Below are 14876 nucleotides of genomic sequence, written 5' to 3' on the forward strand. Positions count from 1 at the left end.
CATCCTGGGACGGTCTACGGCACCCTCGTAGGGCTGGAGTTCGCGGGGAAGGGGATATGTCGTGTTCAAGCGGCGACCACGTGTCTCCGACCTGATCCGGGAGGCCCGGCAGGACCTCGCCTACACCCCTCGTCCCCGCTACAGCTACCGCACCGCCCGCCTGATGAGGCGGGCGGTTCCGATCCTGGCGGTCCTGCTCGTCGGCCTGCTGGCCACCGGTCTGATGGTCTTCACCCAGATGCCGGAGACCGAGCCCGAGAAGATCACGATGCGCAAGTCCGTCGCCACCCTGCCGACCCAGGTGGCCAAACCCGTCCAGGACAGGCAGAACGGTAGCTCGCCGGAACCGGTGGCGCCGCTCACCTCGATGCGGCAGCCGCACCTGTTCGTCGTCGCGAACAGGCCGCTCAGCGCGGCCGCGGTCGCCAAGGTCGCCCAGCTCTCCGGGGTGCGGGCGGTGGAGCGCGCCGACGCCGCCGAGGTGGTCCTGGACGGCAAGCGGGTGCAGACCCTCGGGGTGAACCCCTCGACGTTCCGTGCGTACACCCCCAAACCGACCGCGCGCTCCGACCGGCTCTGGCGGAACGTCTCGGCGGGGGAGGTCGCCGTCTCCTTCGTCCTGGGCAACGACGGCGGCATGCCGCTGGGCAAGACCTTCACCACCGCCGGGCGCGAGCTGCGCGTCGGCGCCTACGCCACGATGGGCATGGGCGCCATCGACGCCGTGGTCTCCCGGCCGACCGCCCGCGCCCTGGGCATCCCGGAGAACAACGCGCTCGTGGTGAGCGCGCCGAAGGCCGACTCCGCGAAGCTGCGCCTCACCCTCCTGCGCGCCCTGCCCAAGGGGTCACAGGTCGCGGTGATCAACCCGGTCTTGCGGGCTCCCGGCAAGACCACCGCTCCCGGCAGGAGCGTGACTCCCGACAACACCGCGACGACCTGGTCCGCGAGCTCCTTCATGACCGCCCCGCAGGTCACGACCGCCCTCACCGCCGCGATCGGCAAGCTCGGCCGCCCGTACGTGTGGGGGGCGGAGGGACCCGACAGCTTCGACTGCTCGGGCCTGGTCCAGTGGGCGTACGCGCAGGCGGGGATCAAGGTGCCCCGGGTGACGCACCAGCAGTTCGTCTCAGGACCCCAGATCCCGCTCGCCCAGGCGCAGCCCGGTGACCTGCTGTTCTGGCGGCACGACCCCACCAACCCCGGTTATGTCTCGCACGTGGCCATTTACTGGGGAGACGGCAAGATGCTGCACGCTCCCAGGACCGGCGACGTGGTCAAGCTCGTTCCCGTCACCACCCGCAACTTCGCCGGGGCCGTCCGGATCAGCCCGGGGGTCGCCGCCCGGGTCCGCTAGCCCGGTGCCGCCCGGGTCCGCCGACCAGGTGCCGCCGGGGCCACCGGCCCGATCCCGCCCTGGTGTGCCGGTCCGGGTGTCGCCCTGGTGTGCCGGTCCGGCTCCGCCGGCCCGATGCCGAGCGCGCGACTTCGATCGCCCTCGGGTGATCGACCGCCGCGCTCACCCGGGGACCTGACTTCGGCCACTTCGTTTCCTCGCCCGCGGGCGCTTCTCCGGTCTTCCCTCGCAATGCTGGCTTCGATCTACGAAGCGATGTAATCTAAATTACATGGAAAACGATGAAGCGGTGGAGAAGCTGCGCGGCTGGTTCTCGGGGAGGCTCCCCGAGGAGTGGTTCGAGGGTGGAGTGGAGATCGTGCTCGACCGCGAGGAGATCGCGGTGGTCGGCAGGCTCCGGGCTCCCGCGCTCGGTGACGACGTCTCGGAGGTGGAGCGTTCCGCCGCGGTGGAGGGCGGCATCCTGCGTTTCCGTGAGGAGACGAGGGAGCGGCGCGTCGAGATCGCGCTGGAGGCCGAGCATCGTTTCCGCAGGAAGGTCTCCTGGGGCGTCGCGGTCGGTGACGAGACGGTGATGTTCACCACACTCTCGGTGCCCGTCATGACCCGGCTCAAGCAGTCGGAGCGCCAGGTGCTCGACACTCTCGTCGCCGCCGGAGTGGCCCGCAGTCGCAGCGACGCGCTCGCCTGGTGTGTGCGTCTGGTGGGCAACCACACCGACACCTGGCTGGCGGATCTGCGGGACGCGCTGCAACACGTCGACCGTGTGCGGGCCGCGGGTCCGGACGTGAATTCCTGACCCCATCGGGGAAAATGGCGAAAAAATTGGTCTGAACCTGTCCGGTGATTGGTTTAGACCTTTCTTATTGGCCTATACCATTGGTGGAACGGCTTTTTTAGAGTCACTTCTTTTGGGTAGGGGTTTCGAAACCCCGCGCCTCCTGCCTGGGCATACGTCGGCAGGGGCGTCGGGTCTGGGGTGTCGAGACGTGTGATCGCGTTAATTCAGTGGTCTACGCCAATTGGATTGGACGCGGTCCGGTCGTCAATGATGCCTTGGTCCCGGGAAGTGTAAAGGAGCCCAAGTAGTGTCTGTTGTCGTAGATGCCACCGCCGTCAGCCCGACCCGCCACGAGGAGCTCGCGGGGTGGGTCAAGGAGATCGCCGAGCTGACCCAGCCGGACCGGATCGAATGGTGCGACGGCTCCGAGGCCGAATGGACCCGCCTGACGAACCTGCTGGTCGAGCAGGGCACCTTCACGCGCCTTTCCAAACGGCAGAACAGCTTCCACGCCGCCTCCGACCCCAGCGACGTCGCCAGGGTCGAGGACCGGACCTACATCTGTTCCGAGCGCGAGGAGGACGCGGGGCCGACCAACAACTGGATCGCTCCCGCCAAGATGCGCCGTACCTTCGGCGAGATCTTCAAGGGCAGCATGCGGGGCCGGACGATGTACGTGGTGCCGTTCTGCATGGGCCCCCTGGGCGGTGAGATCTCCCAGCTCGGCGTGGAGATCACCGACTCGCCGTACGTGGTCGTGTCCATGCGCGTCATGACCCGCATGGGCGAGGACGCCCTGCGGCTCATCGAGGAGCGCGGCGGCTACGTCAAGGCCGTCCACTCGGTCGGCGCCCCGCTGGAGCCCGGCCAGGACGACGTGCCGTGGCCGTGCAACCCCACCAAGTACATCAGCCACTTCCCCGAGACCCGCGAGATCTGGTCCTACGGTTCCGGGTACGGCGGCAACGCCCTGCTCGGCAAGAAGTGCTACGCCCTGCGCATCGCCAGCACGATGGCCCGCGACGAGGGCTGGCTCGCCGAGCACATGCTCATCCTCAAGATCACCCCGCCCTCGGGAGAGACGCGCTACGTCGCGGCGGCCTTCCCGAGCGCCTGCGGGAAGACGAACCTCGCCATGCTCCAGCCGACCCTCCCCGGGTGGAAGGTCGAGACGATCGGCGACGACATCGCCTGGATGCGCTTCGGCGCCGACGGACGGCTGCGCGCGATCAACCCCGAGGCGGGATTCTTCGGCGTCGCCCCCGGGACCGGCGAGTCCACCAACGCCAACGCGGTCAAGACGCTGTGGGGCAACAGCATCTTCACCAACGTCGCCCTCACCGACGACGGCGACGTGTGGTGGGAGGGCCTCACCGACGAGCCCCCGGCGCACCTGACCGACTGGAAGGGCCGCGACTGGACGCCGGAGTCCGGCGAGCCCGCCGCGCACCCCAACGCCCGCTTCACGGTCCCGGCCGCGCAGTGCCCGACGATCGCCCCCGAGTGGCAGGACCCCGAGGGCGTGCCGATCTCCGCGATCCTGTTCGGCGGGCGCCGCGCCAGCGCGGTCCCCCTGGTGACGGAGGCATTCGGCTGGCGGCACGGCGTCTTCGTAGGGGCGAACATCGCCTCGGAGAAGACCGCCGCGGCCGAGGGCAAGGTCGGCGAGCTGCGCCGCGACCCGTTCGCGATGCTGCCCTTCTGCGGTTACAACATGGGCGACTACTTCGCCCACTGGCTCAAGATCGGTCGGCGTGAGAACGCGCGGCTGCCGCGCGTCTACTACGTGAACTGGTTCCGCAAGAACGACGAGGGCAGGTTCATCTGGCCCGGCTTCGGCGAGAACACCCGCGTTCTCAAGTGGATCGTCGACCGCCTCAACGGCGAGGCGGAGGCGGTACGCACCCCCATCGGCCTGCTCCCCGAGCGGCTCGACACCGAGGGCCTCGACGTCTCCGACGAGGACATGCGGACGCTGCTGAGCGTCGACGAGGAGATCTGGAGGCACGAGGCGTCGCTCATGCCCGCCTTCTTCCAGACCTTCGGCGATCACCTGCCGGGAGAGCTCTGGGAGGAGCACGAGGCCCTCGTCGCCCGCCTGGGCTGAAAGGACCGTGCCATCCGGGCGTGCCGGAGACCGGGAGCCCTGGCTCCCGGTCTCCGGCGTACTCGGGGCGGGTGGCCGCATTTCGCCTGGTGACCGACATCTCACTGAGTCGCCGTCGAAGTCGGGCGAAACTTCTGCCAGGCTGTGCGCGTCCATCTGAGTGCACGGGACGCCGCTCCTGTGGCCCACCTTTCCCCCCGAGGAGGCGGACATGGAGTTCTCGCTCTTCGTCATCGCCTGTGTCGTCGGCCTTGTCATCCTCTCCACAGCCCTCACGGTGCGCCGTGAGCACCGCCGGGTCCGCTCGGCCATGGCCGGCCACTACGGCGGACCGCCGAACCCGTACGAGCTCGCCTATCTCGCCGGAGGGCCGCGCCGCGTGATCAACACCGCGCTCGGCCTGCTGGCCAGGGCCGGGGTGATCCGGGTCTCGCGAGGCGGGCACACCAGCCTGGTCGCCGGCGCCAAACCCTCTCCCGACCCGATCGAGCACGCCGTCATGGAGGCGCTCCACCTGCGCGGAGGCTCGGCCCCTGTGGGTGAGGTCCGCCGCGCGGTGGCCGAGGGGCGGGGCGTGGAGAGTCTGCGCTACCGGCTGCTGGGGCTCGGCCTGCTCGTGCCCGAAGGTGCGCTCGACCACGCGCAGGCGCTGCTCAGCCGGCTCCAGATCGCCTCGATCATCGAGGTGATCGTCGTGGCGGGCATCCTGCTCGCCGGGGCGACCGGAGGACTGGGCACCTTCGCGCTCCTGGTGGGGATGATCTCGGCGATCGGCGGCTTCTCCGCCTACTCGCGGCAGAAGCGGGCCCTGCGCGACGCCCTGAGCAACGCGGGCCACCAGGTGCTCGCCTCCGCACGCGAAGCCCATGTGCGAGGCAGCCGCCCGCTGGTGCCCGATCTGGCCTTCGCCGTCGGCATTCCCGTCGCCCTGTACGGCCTGAGCGAGCTCAACGAGCCCGGACTGGAGGAGGAGCTGCAGCGTCAGACCGCGGGCGCCGCCAACAGCTGCGCCACGGGCGCCTGCGGGGGCGGCTCGAATTCCGGTGACGGCCTCTCCTTCGGAGGTGGCGGCGACTTCGGCTCCGGCGGCTGGGGCGACTCCGGCGGGTCGGGTGACGGCGGCGGATCGAGCGACGGCGGCGGCTCCAGCTGCGGTTCCAGCTGCGGCTCCGGTTGCGGTGGCGGGTGCGGTGGCTGAGCCTGGGGCGCTGGGGGTGGGCATCGGCTGGCGGCCGGAGATCGACCTGACCGTGGAGCGGCTGCCCGGTGTCGACTTCGTCGAGGTCATCGCGGAGAACGTGAACCCCTCCCGGCTCCCCGAGTCACTGCGGGTGCTGCGTGCCCGCGGGACGCCCGTGATCCCGCACGGTGTCGGGCTCGGCATCGGTGGCGCCGAGTCCCCCGACCCGCGGCGGCTGGCGCATCTGGCGGACTGCGCCCGAGCCCTGGACGCGCCGCTGGTCAGCGAACACCTCGCCTTCGTACGGGCGGGCGGGATGGAGGCCGGGCACCTGCTTCCCGTCCCGCGCACCCGGGCCGCGCTCTCGGTCGTCGCCGAGAACGTGCGACGGGCGCAGGACGCCCTCCCCGTACCGCTGGCTTTGGAGAACGTCGCCGCCCTGTTCGGCTGGCCGGAGGACGAGATGACCGAGGCCGCCTTCCTCGGCGAACTGGTGGAGATGACGGGTGTCGGGCTCCTGATCGACGTGGCGAACCTCTACACGAACCAGGTCAACCTGGGGCTGTCGGCCGTCGCCGCGCTGGACGGCCTGCCGCTGTCCGAGCTGGCCTACGTCCACGTCGCCGGGGGCCACTCCCACCGGGGGCTGTGGCACGACACCCACACCGCGCACGTCCCCGAGGACGTGCTGGACATCCTCTCCGAGCTGTGCGCGCGGGTCGAGCCGCCCGGGGTGCTGCTCGAATGGGACGACGACTACCCCAGCGACGGCGCGCTGGAAGGGGAGCTCGACCGGATCCGCGGTGCGATGGCCCGTGTCTGAGGACGAGGCGAGGGAGGCGCTGGCCAAGGCGCAGGCGGCCCTGGTCGCGGCCCTGGTGGCCGGGGAGGAGGCGCCCCGGGGTTTCGACCGGGAGCGGCTGCGGATCCAGGAGGCCGCCCTGATCTCCAAGCGGCGCAGGACCGTGGCCAGACTGCGGCCCGATCTGGCCGCGCTGCTCGGCGACGGCTTCGCCGGGGAGTTCGACGCCTACGCGCGGGGCCGTCCCAAGCCGCAGGGCGGTTCCCACGCCGATGCCCGTGACTTCGCCGACCACCTCCGCGCGGCGGGACGGCTGCCGGAGGAGCCCGCGGTCCCGGAACCCGGCCCCCCGCCCCGCCGATGGTGGCTCTTCGGCGGACGCCGCCGAGCCGGGTAACCGATATCAGTCCTGCCGGACAGAGGGCGGCAGAAACTTCCGGCCCTTCCCGTTCGTCCACCGGGTAGTGAACCTCAGGCAGGGACCGTCCCGGAGGCCGTCATGCAGAGCGTACAGATCGTCGTCGTGGTGGGTCTCTCGCTTCTGGGAGTGGCGGGGCTGATCGCGCTGCGCCTCGCCATGCGCCCCTCGCGCGTCTACGAGGGGCCCGAGCTGACGCCGTACGAGCTGGCGCTGCTCGCGGGCGGCCGGCCCAGGGTGGCCGACACCGTGCTCGCCTCCCTGACCGCGGCAGGGGCGGTGAGGGCGGTGAGGGCGCAGCGTGACGGGCGGCTGACGCAGGTGTCAGGCCAGATCGGCGTACTCACCCAGCCGGTGGAGACCGAGGTCCTCGAGCACCTCAGGGGGCATGCGGGCGGCGTGCCGGTCTGGGTGGTCAGGAACGGGGTCGCCCAGGGGACCGCGGTGACCATGCTGATCGCGCGGCTGAGGGATCTGGGGCTGATCGACGCGCCCGGTTCGGGGCGGGCCAACCCCACCCACCTCAATCGTGCGGGGAAGACCGCGCTGGCCCACTACCGCCTGCGCCACCGCGAGGACAGGTCTCTGCCACCCCGTGCCGGAGAGCACGTCGACCATGACGAGCTGAGCATCCTGGGCGTCGCCCTGCACGGTCTGAAGCAGTTGGAGGACGGGCGACTGGCGGAGATCCTGTCCATGGAAGGCCCGCCACCGCCTCGCGCGCCTCGGCGCGGCTCCTCCCGCCGTGGCGGCGGCTCCGGCACCTCGGCGAGTTCCTCCTATTACGGCGGCGGGGGCTGCGGCGGCGCCTCCGGCGACTCCGGTTCGGGTTCCGGCTGTGGCGGCGGCGGTTGCGGCGGCGGCTCCTGAGGACCCCGGACAGGCCGGGTGACGCCGCCTCGGGGACGTGTACGGGGCGGCGCCGCCGGGGTGGCGTGGTCTTGGAGGCGTTGGGCGGCGCCGCCGGGGTGGCGTGCTCCTGGGGAGGTGCGTGGGTGGGGACGCCCGGGTGACGCGGTCCTGAGGGTGTGCGCCGGGGCCGTCGCCCGGATGGCGGGGACATGGAGGGCGTTGATCATGTTTTGGCGGACTGGGGCGGGATACCCTCTCTGAGGTGGGGGGACTGCGTTGTCTTGATGGTTCTTATCTGACCGTTACGCCAGTGGCGTGCCGTGACAGTGCCGGTACGCCGTACGAGATCACCCTGCGGCTCCACCGCGACGGCGCGCTGTACGGCACGGTGGGTGAGCGGTGCGGCTGGTTGCTCACCCGGCTTGCGCGAGGGGTCGCCGAGGCGCGTGCGGGTCACGAGGCCCGATGGCCCGACCCCGACGACCGCTTTCCCGGCGACGAGGAACTGTTCGCCTTTCGTTACCGGGCCAGGAACGGTGTCGTCGGCGGGGGCGAACTCCGCTGCCAGCTGCGGACCATCCCGATCTGGGTTCCGGGGCGACGGGGGCCCGGTGGAGAGTGGCGGGTCACCAGAAGGGCGTTCCTGGAGGCGGGGGGTAGCGACGGGGTGGGGATGCGCGCCGTTCTGACCTCCTCCGAGCTGGGCGTTTTCGTGGAGGCGCTCGTCGCGGAGGCCGAGGAGTGCCTGAGATCTCCCAACCCGGGCAGGGCCGCCAGATCCCTGTAGCGGGGGCCGAGAGGTCCGCGGGGCGGTGATAATTGCCTGTCAGTGCCCATTCGTGGCAGTGCTGAGGGAGGGGCTTCAATGGGCGTGCGCGATCTCGTCTACCGCCTGTACGAACGCCGGCTTGAGTCGAAGCTGTCCCGTCACAAGGAGATGGTTCCCCGGCACGTCGGCGTGATCGTCGACGGCAACCGGCGCTGGGCGCGCTCGATGGGCCTCGACGACGTGAGCCGCGGGCATCGCAAGGGCGCGGACAAGATCTCGGAGCTGCTCGGCTGGTGCCGGGAGGCCGGTGTCGAGGTCGTCACCGTGTGGTTGCTGTCGAGCGAGAACATCAACCGCTCCAAGGACGAGCTGGACCTCCTGGTGAAGATCATCGAGGATGTGGTCCAGGAACTCGTGGCCGACGGATGGCACATCAAGCCCATGGGCGCGCTTGATCTTTTACCTGATCACACGGCTCGGGTGCTCAAAAACGCAAAAGAAGCGACATCACATCGTCCCGGTTTGATTGTGAACGTTGCTGTTGGGTATGGAGGAAGGCGTGAGATCGCTGATGCGGTGCGCTCCCTTCTCCAGGAGCACGCGAGCAAGGGCGCAAGTATCGAGGACCTTGTCGAGGTCCTCGATGTCGAGCACATCGCGGAGCATCTCTACACGCGCGGTCAGCCCGATCCGGATCTGGTCATCCGGACATCGGGGGAGCAGCGGCTCTCAGGCTTCCTGCTCTGGCAGAGCGCTCACTCCGAATTCTACTTCTGCGAGGCCTACTGGCCTGACTTCCGCAGGGTCGACTTCTTGCGGGCTCTCCGCTCCTACGCCGCGCGACACCGCAGGTACGGTTCCTGAAATTCCACATGAACGACCCCTTTCGGGCGGTCTTAAGCAGTTGGAAGTCGGGCATTCAGGACGTACCGTAAGAAGTAGGAGAGCACAGCTCACCTACGCCGGAGAGGGCCCGCCTTTGCGTCACGACCTGCTGAGGAGGGCCGGTCAACGGTCCCTGCTCGACGTTCTCGTGAGCGGGCCCCTGGCCGGTCCGCATCCCAGCTCATGGCAGGGCACCGTCAATGGTGCCCGGGGGAGAACGCGTGGCAAACCCTTCGTCCTCACCCACGTCGCCGGCAGTGCAGCGGCGCACGTACGTCCTGGACACCTCGGTGCTCCTGGCGGATCCAACGGCGATGAGCCGTTTCGCCGAGCATGAGGTCGTCCTCCCGATCGTCGTCATCACCGAGTTGGAGGGCAAACGCCATCATCCAGAGCTCGGATATTTCGCGCGCAAGGCGCTGAGATACCTCGACGAACTCCGGGTGACACACGGACGTCTGGACGAGCCCATGCCGATCGGCGAGGGCACCATCCGGGTGGAGCTCAACCACAGTGACCCGTCCATCCTGCCCGTCGGGTTCCGGCTCGGCGACAACGACACCCGCATCCTGACCGTGGCGAAGACCCTCGCCGCCGAGGGCCACGACGTGGTGCTGGTCTCCAAGGACCTGCCGATGCGGGTGAAGGCCGCCTCCATCGGGCTCGCCGCGGACGAATACCGCGCCGAACTCGTGGTGGAGTCCGGCTGGACCGGCATGGACGAGCTCCAGGTGACCGCGGAGGACGTCGAGACCCTCTTCGAGCACGGCACGGCCGACCTGGTCGACGCCCGTGACCTGCCCACCCACACGGGCCTGCGCCTGCTGTCCAGCAGGGGTTCCGCGCTGGGCCGGGTGCTGCCCGACAAGTCGGTGCGGCTGGTACGCGGCGACCGCGAGGTCTTCGGCCTGCACGGCCGCTCCGCCGAGCAGCGGATCGCGCTCGACCTCCTGATGGACCCCGAGGTCGGCATCGTCTCGCTGGGCGGCCGGGCGGGCACCGGCAAGTCCGCGCTCGCCCTCTGCGCGGGCCTGGAGGCGGTCCTGGAGCGCCGTCAGCACCGCAAGGTCATCGTCTTCCGTCCCCTGTACGCCGTGGGCGGCCAGGAACTGGGCTACCTGCCCGGTTCCGAGAACGAGAAGATGGGCCCGTGGGGGCAGGCGGTCTACGACACCCTGGGCGCGGTCACCACGCCCGAGGTGATCGAGGAGGTCATGGACCGGGGCATGCTGGAGGTGCTTCCGCTCACCCACATCCGTGGCCGGTCGCTCCACGACGCCTTCGTCATCGTGGACGAGGCGCAGTCGCTGGAGCGCGGGGTGCTGCTCACCGTGCTGAGCCGGATCGGCGCCAACTCCCGGGTCGTCCTCACCCACGACATCGCCCAGCGCGACAACCTGCGGGTGGGGCGCCATGACGGCGTCGTGGCGGTGGTGGAGAAGCTCAAGGGACACCCGCTGTTCGCGCACGTCACCCTGACCCGCTCCGAGCGCTCGCCGATCGCGGCGCTGGTCACCGAGATGCTGGAGGACATCACGATGTGACGGGGCGTCGGACGCCGCCGGAGCGCGGTCGCGGGCCGTACGGGCCCCGCGACCGCGCTCCGCGCGTTGTGGCTCCGCGCGTTGTGGCTCCGCGCGTTGTGGCTCCGTGCCTCCGGTGGCGGCCGGTGCGTCGGGGCGCCTGCGGATTCCGGTGTCCGTACCCCTGGCCTTCGCGGGATTCCGGTGCCCCATGCGCGCCTGGCCCGGGTGCCCGGGTGGAGGAGGTACGGGGTCTGTCAGGGGGGCAGCCGCACTCCGGGGGCCGCGAGATTGCGGAACTCGAAGCAGCCCCGGTCGCCCATCGTCTCCGGGGTACCGGGGAAGAGCCGGGTGACCTCGACGCTCCAGATGCTCTCCTGCTTGTTCTGCCGGATGGTGCAGGTGATCTGGGCGAGGGCCTCCTTGGTGACCTTGCCCTGGCCCGTGATGATCACGTTCAGCCGGTAACCCAGGTTGTCGTTCGGCTCGTTGCGCTGATCGGTGCTGTCGGTGTTGTCGGAGTAGCGGGTCGTCTTGGTGTCGTAGTGGCTGAAGTCGTTGAGCGCGCTGGTCAGCCCCGCCTTCGGCGGCTGCTTGCCGGCCCGGAAGAGCGTGTCGATGATGTTCTTGGCCGAGTCGGAGACCACCGGGATCTTGACGGGCTCCAGCCGGCCGTCGCGGAGCAGATAGACCGTCACCCAGGTGGGGCTGTAGCTGATCACCGGCGGACGGCCGTAGTCCTGGACCTCGGTGGGGGAGATGCCGCATCCGCCGAGCAGCAGGGAGGCGGAGAGCAGGCAGGCGAGCCACCTCGCACCGGAAACGGCCGGCCGGGCGAGCCACCTCCTGCCGAGGGACGTCATGGGGATGAGCCGTCTTCCGCCGAGGCCGGTCGGGAGGGTGGGCCGTCCGCTGCGGGGGACGGTCAAAAGGACGGGCCGCCTCCTGCCGAGGGCCGTCGGGCCGTACGGGCGGGTGAGCCGTCTCATGCCGGGGGAAGCCAGACCGTGAAGAGGGTTCCCGGCCGCTGCGCGCGGACCGAGATCGTGCCGCCGTGCAGCTGGGCGTTGGCCCGCGCGATGGACAGGCCGAGCCCGCTGCCGTCACCCCGGGCCCCGGCCTTGTAGAAACGGTTGAACACGAAGGGCAGATCCTTCGCAGGGATGCCCTTGCCGTGGTCGCGCACCTTCACCTCCAGGCCGTTCGGGGTGCTGCGGGCGGTCACCATCACCGGGGGCTCACCGTGGCGCAGGGCGTTGCCCACCAGGTTGGCGACGATGACGTCGAAACGCCTGGGGTCGACGGAGAACGTGAGTCCCTCCGGCACGTTCACCCGTACCCGGTCCGACCAGCCGCGCGTGTCCAGGCAGTCGCAGACCACGTCCACGATGTTCACGGTGTCCACGTTCAGCGTGGCCGTGCCCGAGTCGAACCGGCTCGCCTCGATGAGCTGCTCGATCAAGGTCCGCAGCCGCTCGATCTCGCGCAGCACGAGCCGTACGGCCGTCGCGGGCTCGGGCGGCAGGCGTTCCGCCTCCTCGGAGAGCATGTCGGTCACCGCGGTCATCGCGGTGAGCGGTGTCCTGAGCTCGTGGGAGACGTCGGCGACGAAACGGCGGGACATCGCCTCCAGCGAGCGCAGCTCGGTGACGCTCCGCTCCAGGGCGGCGGCGGTGTCGTTGAACGTGGCGGTGAGCTCGGCGAGCTCGTCCTGGCCGTGTACGGGCAGGCGGGTGTCCAGGTGGCCCGCTCCGAGCGCTCGGGCCGCCGAGCCGAGCCGTCTCACCGGCAGCAGGAGCTGCCTGGCCGACACCAGGCCCAGGGAGAGGGCGATGATCAGCATGGCGACGCCGGCGACGGCGAGCGGCTGCCGCAGGCCGCTCAGGAGCCGGTCCTCCTCGATGAGGGGGGCGAACACGTAGACGATCATCCCGGTGGGCTGCGCGGTGTGGATGGGCTCGATCCGCCAGACGGGGGTGCCGATGAGCAGCCACATGTCGCCGCGGATGGTCATGCGCTTGGCGACCATCCGCTGGGTGGCCCTGGCGGCGAGGTCGCCGGGGACGTCCTTGGTGCCGAAGTCGCCGTCGGGGTAGACGTACTCCTCGTAGCGGACCACCACCCTGCCGCCCTGGGGACGCAGGCTCCGCTGCAGCGTGCTGATCTCCTCGTCGGTCGGTGGGCCGTCTCCCGGCCAGAGTCCGCCGACGGGCACCCTGATGCCCTCCAGGGTGTCGCGTACGTCGCTCACGGCCACATGCTCGGCACGTCCGATCATGCGGCTCTTGACGAACTCGTAGCCGATTCCCGCGACGACCGCGGAGGCGGTGACGGCGATCAGGGTGAAAGTGATCACCAGGCGCCCGCGCAGACCGGTGTACATCCGCCGGAGAGCGGGAGGGAGCGCCGGTCTCACGGCGGGCTGAACCGGTAGCCGAATCCCCGTACCGTGTGGATGAACTCGGGCTCGGCGGGGACCGCCTCGATCTTGGCGCGGACCCGTTGGACGCAGGCGTCGACGAGCCGGGAGTCGGCGACGTGGGTGTGGTCCCAGACGGCCCGCAGCAGGTATCTGCGGTTGAGCACCTGGCCGGGGTGGCGGACGAGTTCGAGCAGGAGCCGCAGCTCCGTGGGGGTGAGGTGGACCTCGCGGCCCCCCAGCGCCACCTTGAGCGCGCCCCGGTCGATGACCAGGTCGCCGAAGGTGATGCGGTCGGAGGCGACCGACTCCATCCGGCGCAGGACGGCGCGGATGCGGGCGTCGAGCACGCGGGGTTCGACCGGCTTGACCACGTAGTCGTCGGCCCCCGCCTCCAGTCCCACGACGACGTCGAGGTCGTCGCCCCTGGCGGTGAGGAGGATCACCGGCAGCTGGTCGAGCCTGCGGATACGGCGGCACACCTCGACGCCGTCGATGCCGGGCAGCATGACGTCCAGGATGGCGATCTCGGGTCGGCGCGTTCTGATGTGCTCAAGGGCCTCCTCACCGCTGGTGTAAGCGGTGACGGAGTGTCCCTGCCGGGTGAGCGCGAGCTCCAGCCCGATCCGGACCGAGGGGTCGTCTTCGACGAGAAGGATGCCTGCCACCGGGTAATCATTCTCCCAAGGCTTGGTTGGTTCCGCTGGGTCACAAAACCCAGACATAACGCAAACAGTACCTGAATTAGGTGGTCAGACCACGATTCGGGCACTTTCATGATCATCAATGTGGTCGAAGTTATCCCATAAGGCAAAATGTGAGCAAAATCACTCCCATGCTTTCATTGCCGGGAAAGCACCTGTGGCCTGGCGGTTGTGTCACCGGAAACCCCTGCGGGTACAGCCGAGCGCCGACCAACTCTCCCGTTCCGGTTGCGGACCACCCCCCTCCCCACGGCAAGCTCATAGGTCGTGAGTCCAGGATCACAGGAACTGAGGGAGCGCTCGGCGCCCGGTGCCCGCCGCGCGAGCCGCAGGGCCGGCAGAGGGAAGGCCGACGCGGGGAAGGCCGACGCGCCCAGTTCGAAGCGCGGCATGACCACCAAGCGGGCCCTCATCCTGGGCACCGCGCTCGTGGTGCTGGTCGGCGTGGGCGCCTTCACCGCCTACACCGCCGTTCAGAACGCCTCGGCACCGAAGACGACGCCGCTCACCCTGGACGAGATGGCGCAGATGCTCGGTTCCGACCCGTTCGGCTCGGACCTGGAGTCCGACATGCTGAAGGCCCAGGCCGCGCAGGCGCTCAAGGCCGACAAGATCGCCGCCGAGCGCGACAACCGCAAGGCGCTCAACCAGGTCAAGATCGTTGACGAGGCGCCCGGCGGTGGCGGCTTCAACCCGCAGCAACTCCCCCCGGGCACCTCCAACCCGACCGGCAACAGGGCACTCGGCAAGCAGATGCTGGACGCCAGAGGCTGGTCCGGCGAGTGGGGCTGCCTGGAGAAGCTCTGGATGAAGGAGAGCGGCTGGAACGAGCGCGCCATGAACACCTCCAGCGGCGCGTACGGCATCCCCCAGTCCCTCCCCGGCCACAAGATGGCGAGCGCGGGCAGCGACTGGCAGACCAACGCGGCCACCCAGATCGAGTGGGGGCTGGGCTACATCAAGGGCCGTTACGGCTCGCCCTGCGGCGCCTGGGCCCATTCCCAGGCCAAAGGCTGGTACTGAGAGACCAGGAGTCGGCAAGTCTGATCGCCTCCCGGCGTCCCGCGCCGCACCCTTGG

General features: G+C 69.9%; 14 protein-coding genes. 11 read left to right on the forward strand and 3 right to left on the reverse strand.

Going from position 1 to position 14876, the window contains the following annotated elements:
- The first annotated feature begins 61 nt into the window (after positions 1–61).
- The 10 genes from AB0B96_RS14815 (at position 62) to AB0B96_RS14860 (ending at position 10695) form a co-directional block, all read left to right on the forward strand.
- Positions 62–1357, forward strand: a complete 1296-nt coding sequence (locus AB0B96_RS14815) for a C40 family peptidase (protein WP_362898889.1) — start codon at positions 62–64, stop codon at positions 1355–1357.
- 271 nt (positions 1358–1628) lie between these two features.
- Positions 1629–2156 (forward strand): hypothetical protein, encoded by a 528-nt coding sequence (locus tag AB0B96_RS14820; protein WP_362898891.1) that lies wholly within the window; start codon positions 1629–1631, stop codon positions 2154–2156.
- 289 nt (positions 2157–2445) lie between these two features.
- A complete protein-coding gene (locus AB0B96_RS14825; RefSeq protein WP_362898893.1) occupies positions 2446–4245 on the forward strand; it encodes a phosphoenolpyruvate carboxykinase (GTP) in 1800 nt (599 codons plus the stop codon).
- 211 nt (positions 4246–4456) lie between these two features.
- Positions 4457–5443, forward strand: coding sequence for a TIGR04222 domain-containing membrane protein (locus tag AB0B96_RS14830; protein WP_362898895.1), 987 nt, complete (start codon positions 4457–4459; stop codon positions 5441–5443).
- Positions 5436–6248, forward strand: a complete 813-nt coding sequence (locus AB0B96_RS14835; protein WP_362898897.1) for a DUF692 domain-containing protein — start codon at positions 5436–5438, stop codon at positions 6246–6248. The genes AB0B96_RS14830 and AB0B96_RS14835 overlap by 8 nt, the downstream gene beginning before the upstream one ends.
- Positions 6241–6624, forward strand: coding sequence for a hypothetical protein (locus AB0B96_RS14840; protein WP_362898899.1), 384 nt, complete (start codon positions 6241–6243; stop codon positions 6622–6624). Before AB0B96_RS14835 ends, AB0B96_RS14840 begins: the two co-directional genes overlap by 8 nt.
- 102 nt (positions 6625–6726) lie before the next feature.
- Entirely contained in the window at positions 6727–7515 is a 789-nt protein-coding gene (locus AB0B96_RS14845) for a TIGR04222 domain-containing membrane protein (RefSeq protein ID WP_362898901.1), read from the forward strand.
- Positions 7516–7807: 292 nt separating this feature from the next.
- Complete coding sequence (locus AB0B96_RS14850; protein WP_362898903.1) at positions 7808–8284, forward strand: hypothetical protein; 477 nt, start codon at positions 7808–7810, stop codon at positions 8282–8284.
- 78 nt (positions 8285–8362) lie between these two features.
- The gene (locus tag AB0B96_RS14855; RefSeq protein WP_350950296.1) at positions 8363–9130 is read left to right on the forward strand and encodes an isoprenyl transferase; all 768 of its coding nucleotides are present in this window, start codon (positions 8363–8365) and stop codon (positions 9128–9130) included.
- Positions 9131–9351: 221 nt separating this feature from the next.
- Positions 9352–10695: a PhoH family protein gene (locus tag AB0B96_RS14860; RefSeq protein WP_350950295.1), complete on the forward strand. Its 1344-nt coding sequence runs from the start codon at positions 9352–9354 to the stop codon at positions 10693–10695.
- A gap of 236 nt (positions 10696–10931) precedes the next feature.
- Here AB0B96_RS14860 and AB0B96_RS14865 read toward each other — a convergent pair whose 3' ends face one another.
- From AB0B96_RS14865 to AB0B96_RS14875, 3 genes are all read right to left on the reverse strand, one after another.
- On the reverse strand, positions 10932–11537 hold the full coding sequence (locus tag AB0B96_RS14865; protein ID WP_362898906.1) for a hypothetical protein: 606 nt from the start codon (positions 11535–11537) through the stop codon (positions 10932–10934).
- A 122-nt stretch (positions 11538–11659) separates the two neighbouring features.
- Positions 11660–13057, reverse strand: coding sequence for a HAMP domain-containing sensor histidine kinase (locus AB0B96_RS14870; protein WP_362898908.1), 1398 nt, complete (start codon positions 13055–13057; stop codon positions 11660–11662).
- A gap of 29 nt (positions 13058–13086) precedes the next feature.
- Positions 13087–13761, reverse strand: coding sequence for a response regulator transcription factor (locus tag AB0B96_RS14875; RefSeq protein WP_350950292.1), 675 nt, complete (start codon positions 13759–13761; stop codon positions 13087–13089).
- 303 nt (positions 13762–14064) lie between these two features.
- Between AB0B96_RS14875 and AB0B96_RS14880 the strand changes: the two genes are divergently transcribed.
- A complete protein-coding gene (locus tag AB0B96_RS14880; RefSeq protein WP_362898910.1) occupies positions 14065–14820 on the forward strand; it encodes a lytic transglycosylase domain-containing protein in 756 nt (251 codons plus the stop codon).
- Positions 14821–14876: the final 56 nt, after the last annotated feature.

The sequence above is a fragment of the Streptosporangium sp. NPDC049046 genome, from assembly GCF_040649155.1.
In the GTDB taxonomy this organism is placed as follows: domain Bacteria; phylum Actinomycetota; class Actinomycetes; order Streptosporangiales; family Streptosporangiaceae; genus Streptosporangium.

What these genes read in the sequence shown, in the direction of transcription:
- AB0B96_RS14845 (WP_362898901.1), top strand. Translation starts at nt 6,727, where the DNA reads ATGCAGAGCGTACAGATCGTCGTCGTGGTGGGTCTCTCGCTTCTGGGA.
- AB0B96_RS14855 (WP_350950296.1), top strand. Translation starts at nt 8,363, where the DNA reads ATGGGCGTGCGCGATCTCGTCTACCGCCTGTACGAACGCCGGCTTGAG.
- AB0B96_RS14830 (WP_362898895.1), top strand. Translation starts at nt 4,457, where the DNA reads ATGGAGTTCTCGCTCTTCGTCATCGCCTGTGTCGTCGGCCTTGTCATC.
- AB0B96_RS14860 (WP_350950295.1), top strand. Translation starts at nt 9,352, where the DNA reads ATGGTGCCCGGGGGAGAACGCGTGGCAAACCCTTCGTCCTCACCCACG.
- AB0B96_RS14865 (WP_362898906.1), bottom strand. Translation starts at nt 11,537, where the DNA reads ATGACGTCCCTCGGCAGGAGGTGGCTCGCCCGGCCGGCCGTTTCCGGT.
- AB0B96_RS14870 (WP_362898908.1), bottom strand. Translation starts at nt 13,057, where the DNA reads ATGTACACCGGTCTGCGCGGGCGCCTGGTGATCACTTTCACCCTGATC.
- AB0B96_RS14820 (WP_362898891.1), top strand. Translation starts at nt 1,629, where the DNA reads ATGGAAAACGATGAAGCGGTGGAGAAGCTGCGCGGCTGGTTCTCGGGG.